Origin of the sequence: Brevundimonas sp., assembly GCF_018608325.1 — a bacterium.
Classification (GTDB): Bacteria; Pseudomonadota; Alphaproteobacteria; order Caulobacterales; family Caulobacteraceae; genus Brevundimonas.
Genome location: NZ_JABAZW010000084.1, coordinates 1 through 5965 on the forward strand (window position 1 = coordinate 1; position 5965 = coordinate 5965).

Sequence of the window (5965 nt, forward strand, 5' to 3'; positions counted from 1 at the left end):
GGGTCAGGATGTCCGTAGGCGAGCCGATGCTGAAGCTGAAACGGGGCTGCAGGAACAGGAAGTTATAAGTCAGGAACGCTGCCGTCGCCGCCGCCAGCGCGGGCCGCAGCCCGTACAAGACGCCCGCCGCCAGCACCGCCGCCAGATAGATGACGCCCAGATCGACCCGCTCGAACGCCCGATCCAGCAGCAGGGCGATCCCGGTGGCCACGGCGACGCAGCCCGCCCCCACGACATAGCCCCGCCAGCCGCCCGCGACGCCCGGTCTCTCGGACGCAACAGCGGGTTCGCTCACTTCATGACCATCCGTAATGACATGGATGGCCACGCCGCGTGCCTGCCGCAGCAGCTCCGCCGCCAGCGAGCGACCCAGCCATTCCGACAGACGGCTGTCGCGGCCCTTGGCCAGAACGATCTGGGTGATGTTGTTATGGTGGGCGTGGTCCATGACGGCCCGAACCACGTCATCCCCACTGAGAACGACCGTGCGTCCGCCCAGCTGTTCCGCCAGCTTCAGCGCATCGGATAGCTTGCCCGCAGAACCAACGCCGTGCCGCGCCCCCGAAGGACGGTCCACGTGGGCCACGGTCCAGGGCGCATCCATCATCATGTCCGACAACCGCCGCCCCGCCCGCACCAATGGCGCCGCCATCCCGTCACCGGCGACCAGAACCAGAATCCGCGCACCTGCCGCCCACGGTCCCTGAACCCCCTGCTCACGCAGGCGCGCCACCAGTTGATCGTCCACCGTCTTGGCCGCGCGGCGCAGGGCCAGTTCGCGCAGGGCCGTTAGGTTCTCGACCTTGAAGAAGTTGTCCGCCGCCAGCCGCGCCGTCTCCGGCACATAGACCTTGCCCTCGGCCAGCCGCTTGCGCAGTTCCTCGGGCGTGATGTCCACCACCTCGATATCGTCTGCTCGCGACAGGGCGCTGTCAGGCACGCTTTCACGTTGCCGCACGCCGGTGATGCGCAGCACCACGTCCGAAAGGCTTTCCAGATGCTGGACGTTCAGCGTGGTCCAGACATCCAGCCCCGCATCCAGCAACTCCTCCACATCCTGCCAGCGTTTCGGGTGGCGTGAACTGGGGGCGTTGGAGTGGGCGTATTCATCGACCAGCAGCAGGTCAGGACGCCGCGTCAGGGCGCCGTCGATGTCGAACTCCATCAGGGTTCGGTCGCGATAGGCGATGGGACTGCGCCCCATGACCTCCAGCCACCGCAGAAGGCTCATTGTCTCCTTGCGGCCGTGGGTTTCGACCACGCCGACCACGACGTCGCGACCTTCCGCCTTCAGCCGACGTGCGGCCCGCAGCATCTCATAGGTCTTGCCCACCCCCGGCGACATGCCCAGAAACACCTTCAGCCGCCCACGCTTTCGCGGGGCGGCCGGGGGTTTGTCCGACAGGCTGTCAGGCGGGGCCGTCAATGGGCGGCGGCCTGTGCGAACCGGGCATCCAGCGCCATGTTGGTCAGCAGCACATTGACGCGCGGCTGGCCCAGAATGCCGAAGGTGCGGCCCGTGACATGTTGCTGAACCACCTGACGCACCTCATCCGCCGGGACGCCGCGCGCCATGGCGATGCGGGCGATCTGAAACTCAGCGTAGGCCGGAGAAATATCCGGGTCGAGGCCTGAAGCCGAGGTCGTGACCGCATCCGCAGGGATGGGGCGACCCGCCGCTTCCGGGCGCAGGGCGTCGGCGTCATGCTGGACGCGCGCGATCAGGTCCGGGTTCAACGGCCCCAGGTTGGAGCCAGACGATGAAGAGGCGTCATAACCCTTGCCTGCCGCCGAAGGACGCGGATGCAGATAGGCTGGCTGGCTGAAACCCTGACCGACCAGAGCCGAACCGATGACAGTACCGGCCTTGTTATGGATCAGGCTGCCGCCGGCCTGGGTCGGGAAGGCGGTCTGGGCCACACCCGTCACCGCCAGAGGATAGGCCACGCCGAGCACAGCCGTGAAAAGAGCGATCATCACGACCGCCGGACGGATGGAGGTCAACATCAGAAGATCGCCTTCAGACTGGCCACGGCGCGCGCGCCGTAGGGGCTGCCGAAATCATGCTGGTCGGTGTCGTAATAACGCACGTCCAGCGCCAGATGCGGGGTCAGAGTGTATCCGACGCCCAGATTCCAGGTGGTGTAATCCAGGTCCGACGACAGCCACTGACGCCCAAGCGCGGCCGAGACTGTCCACCTGTCCGCCGGACTGACTGCGCCGTTGACCTCGGCATAGGTCGCCTGATCCTCGGTCGATCCAAAGAAATCCGGCGACCAGTAAACTGCTGCACCCAGGGTCGCGGGGCCGACGGCGCGCGATGCCGCCGCCTTCAGCTCGACGTAGTTGTAATCAGCGCCGCCCGGCTGGCCGACATAGAGATAGCTGACGACGCCCAGATCCAGGTTGAAGCCTCTGAACTCGGGCCGCACACCGGCGTACAGGTCGATCTCGGCATCGGTGTCCTTGTCGCCGACGAAGTCCACAGTGGTCGCCGAGGCCCCGGCATAGAAGCGCCCCTGCGTCGCATCGACCCCGATGAAGACCGCCGGATCGCCCTTGGTCTGACTGACGCCGCGAAACACATAGTCGCTGCTCACACCGGCGTTGAAGCTGATGCTCGGGCCGGATCTGGCGCGCGTCGTGTCCGGGTCCGTATCCTGGGCACTGGCCGCCCCGCACATGCCAAACGCGGCGATGCAGACGACTGTGGAAAGAGTTTTACGCATGAAAATTGTTCCTTGATCGCTCAGTTCGGCCTCAGGCCAGACCCAGGGCGGAAATGACGATGTCGATCAGTTTGATGCCGATGAAGGGGGCGATCAGGCCGCCCAATCCGTAGATCAGCAGGTTGCGCCCCAGCAGCTTGCCTGCCCCCACAGCCCGGTATTTGACGCCTCGCAGCGCCAGCGGGATCAGGGCCACAATGACCAGAGCGTTGAAGATCACCGCTGACAGGATGGCGCTTTCTGGGCTGGACAGCTTCATCAGGTTCAGCGCCGCCAGAGACGGCAATCCGACCACGAACATGGCGGGGATGATGGCGAAATACTTGGCCACGTCGTTGGCGATGGAGAAGGTGGTCAGGGCGCCGCGTGTGATCAGCAGTTGCTTGCCCACCTCGACGATCTCGATGACCTTGGTCGGGTCTGAATCCAGATCGACCATGTTCCCCGCCTCGCGGGCGGCCTGTGCGCCGGTCTGCATGGCCACGCCGACATCGGCCTGAGCCAGCGCAGGCGCATCATTGGCCCCGTCGCCGCACATGGCGACCAGACGCCCCTTGGCCTGCTCGGCCTTGATGAGGCGCATCTTGTCCTCGGGCGTCGCCTCGGCCAGGAAATCGTCGACACCGGCTTCCGAAGCGATTGCCGCCGCCGTCACCGGGTTGTCGCCCGTGACCATGACGGTCCTCAGCCCCATGCGGCGAAGGTCGGCAAAGCGCGCCTTGACCCCCGGCTTGACCACGTCCTTCAGATGAATGACGCCGACCAGCGCATCGTTTTCGGTCACCGCCAGAGGCGTGCCGCCCGAACGGGCTATACGGTCCACGGCAGCGCGAAACTCGCTCGGTCCTGCGCCATCGGTCAGGCCCAGACTGCTCAACACCGCATCGACCGCCCCCTTACGCCAGGACCGACCCTCTGCCTCAAGACCGGACTGACGGGTCACGGCGCTGAACGGAATGGTCTTGGCGCCCTTGGGCATGTCACCCGTCACCCCGGCATTGCGCCCCAGTTCGACGATAGAGCGGCCCTCAGGCGTTTCATCCGCCAGTGAGGCCATGACCGCAGCCCGCAGGGCCGCCTCGGGGCGAACCCCGGGGACGGGGATGACCTCTGTGGCCATGCGGTTGCCGAAGGTGATGGTGCCGGTCTTGTCCAGCAGCAGGGTGTCGACATCGCCCGCAGCCTCGACCGCACGACCTGAGGTGGCCAGCACATTGACCTTCAACAGCCGATCCATGCCCGCGATGCCGACGGCCGAGAGCAGCCCGCCGATAGTCGTCGGAATCAGGGTGATGAACAGCGCGCCCAACACCAGCGGATCCAGCTTGATCCCCGAATAGGCGCCCAGTCCTAGCAGGGCCGCGACCGCGATCAGGAAGATCAGTGTCAGGCCTGCCAACAGCACAGACAGCGCCAGTTCGTTCGGCGTCTTCCGACGGTCCGCGCCTTCGACCATGGCGATCATCCGGTCAAGGAAGGTCGCGCCGGGCGCCGAGGTGATGCGCACCTTGATCCAGTCGGAAACCACCGTGGTGCCGCCAGTGACGGCGGAACGGTCGCCGCCGCTTTCACGGATCACCGGCGCGCTTTCACCGGTGATGGCGGCTTCGTTGACCGAGGCGACGCCCTCGATGATCTCACCGTCCGAAGGCACCACATCCCCGGCCTCGACCAGAACGATGGAGCCTATCTCCAACTCATGGGCCGGGGTCGGAACGACTGTTCCCGTGACAGGATCGACAATCAGCTTGGCCTTGGTGGTGACGCGGGCGGCGCGCAGGCTGTCAGCCGCCGCCTTTCCGCGTCCTTCGGCGATGCTTTCGGCCACATTAGCGAACAGAACTGTCGCCCACAGCCACAGGGCAACCTGGACAGCAAAACCTGCTGCCTGCCCAGTCACCACCGCGACGACTGCCGAAACACTGGCCAGTGCGGCGACGATCCAGGTCGCGAAAATAACAGGATTGCTGAGAAGCTTGGTCGGGTTCAACTTGGCGACAGCGTCGCCCAGCGCCCGCCCAAGCATGGCCCCGTTCAGCCCCCCGGCGATCGAGGGGGAACGGGAGCTCGACGGATCGAGCGTGACTTGTGTCATGACAAATATCCGATGCGGATCAGAACCGGGCCATGAACTGAAGCATGTCGAAATGCTCCACGATCGGACCCAGAGAGAGAGCGGGGAAGAACTGCAGACCGCCAAGGATCAGGATCACCCCGATCAGCAGGCCGATGAACAGCGGGCCATGCGTGGGCAATGTCCCGGCAGAAGGCGCCAGACGCGGCTTGGCGACCAGGGCGCCCGCGACAGCCAACACTGCGACGGCAGGCACAAACCGGCCCAGCAGCATGGCCAATCCCAAAGTGGTGTCCCACCAGGGCGCATTGGCGCTCAGGCCCGCAAAGGCCGACCCATTGTTGCCGGTCGCCGACGTATAGGCATAGAGAATCTCGGACAGACCATGAGGGCCTTTGTTCAGCAAACCAGCCAGGGCCTCAGGCAGGACCGCAGCCACAGCAGAGAAGCCCAGCACCGACAACGGCACGATCAGAACCACGAACATGGCGAACTGAATCTCTCGGGCTTCGATCTTCTTGCCCAGGTATTCAGGTGTGCGTCCGACCATCAGGCCTGCAACAAAGACCGCCAGCATGGCCATCAGCACCATGACTGCGATGCCCGATCCGATCCCGCCTGGCAGGATCTCGCCCAACTGCATCAAGAACATGGTCACCGCGCCACCCAGCGGCATGTAGCTGGCATGCATGGAGTTGACCGACCCGTTTGAGGCGCCCGTCGTCTGGGTCGCCCAGGCGACTGAAGCAGGCACGCCGAAGCGGACCTCCTTGCCTTCCATATTGCCCGCCGATGTACTGACATCAGCGGCGACCAGGGCTGGCGCAGGCTGGCTTTCAATGACGTAGAGAGCAGCCCCGGCAGCACCCAGCATCAGGAACGCCGCAACGACAAGCGCGCGTACTTCCTTCTTGGCCATGACACTGCGGCCAAAGGCGAAGAAGGCCGCCCAACCCATTACATTGACGCTGATCGCTGTAATCAGGGTGGTCAGCGGGGTTGGATTTTCCAGCGGGTGCGCCGAGTTGACGCCAAAGACGCCGCCCCCGTTGATGCCCAACTGCTTGATGGCCAACTGGCTGGCGGTCGGGAACAGACTGATCGTCTGCGCCCCGCCTTCCAGCGTCGTCGCATGAGCAGATGACGCCAGCGACTGCACGAC

General features: G+C 65.1%; 5 protein-coding genes. All 5 read right to left on the minus strand.

All coding sequences use genetic code 11. The features are described from left to right. On the minus strand, window positions 1-1345 hold a 1345-nt coding region (locus QZ281_RS08540), incomplete at its 3' end, for a DUF4118 domain-containing protein (protein WP_292227181.1). Between the two features lie 77 nt (window positions 1346-1422). Continuing rightward, the gene (gene kdpC, locus QZ281_RS08545; protein WP_292227169.1) at window positions 1423-2007 is read right to left on the minus strand and encodes a potassium-transporting ATPase subunit KdpC; all 585 of its coding nucleotides are present in this window, start codon (window positions 2005-2007) and stop codon (window positions 1423-1425) included. Beyond that, the gene (locus QZ281_RS08550; protein WP_292227172.1) at window positions 2007-2729 is read right to left on the minus strand and encodes a TorF family putative porin; all 723 of its coding nucleotides are present in this window, start codon (window positions 2727-2729) and stop codon (window positions 2007-2009) included. The genes kdpC and QZ281_RS08550 overlap by 1 nt, the downstream gene beginning before the upstream one ends. A 31-nt stretch (window positions 2730-2760) precedes the next feature. Further along, a complete protein-coding gene (gene kdpB, locus QZ281_RS08555; RefSeq protein ID WP_292227175.1) occupies window positions 2761-4824 on the minus strand; it encodes a potassium-transporting ATPase subunit KdpB in 2064 nt (687 codons plus the stop codon). A 19-nt stretch (window positions 4825-4843) separates the two neighbouring features. Continuing rightward, on the minus strand, window positions 4844-5965 hold a 1122-nt coding region (gene kdpA / locus QZ281_RS08560), incomplete at its 5' end, for a potassium-transporting ATPase subunit KdpA (RefSeq protein ID WP_292227178.1).

What these genes read in the sequence shown, in the direction of transcription:
- kdpC (WP_292227169.1), bottom strand. Translation starts at nt 2,007, where the DNA reads ATGTTGACCTCCATCCGTCCGGCGGTCGTGATGATCGCTCTTTTCACG.
- QZ281_RS08550 (WP_292227172.1), bottom strand. Translation starts at nt 2,729, where the DNA reads ATGCGTAAAACTCTTTCCACAGTCGTCTGCATCGCCGCGTTTGGCATG.
- kdpB (WP_292227175.1), bottom strand. Translation starts at nt 4,824, where the DNA reads ATGACACAAGTCACGCTCGATCCGTCGAGCTCCCGTTCCCCCTCGATC.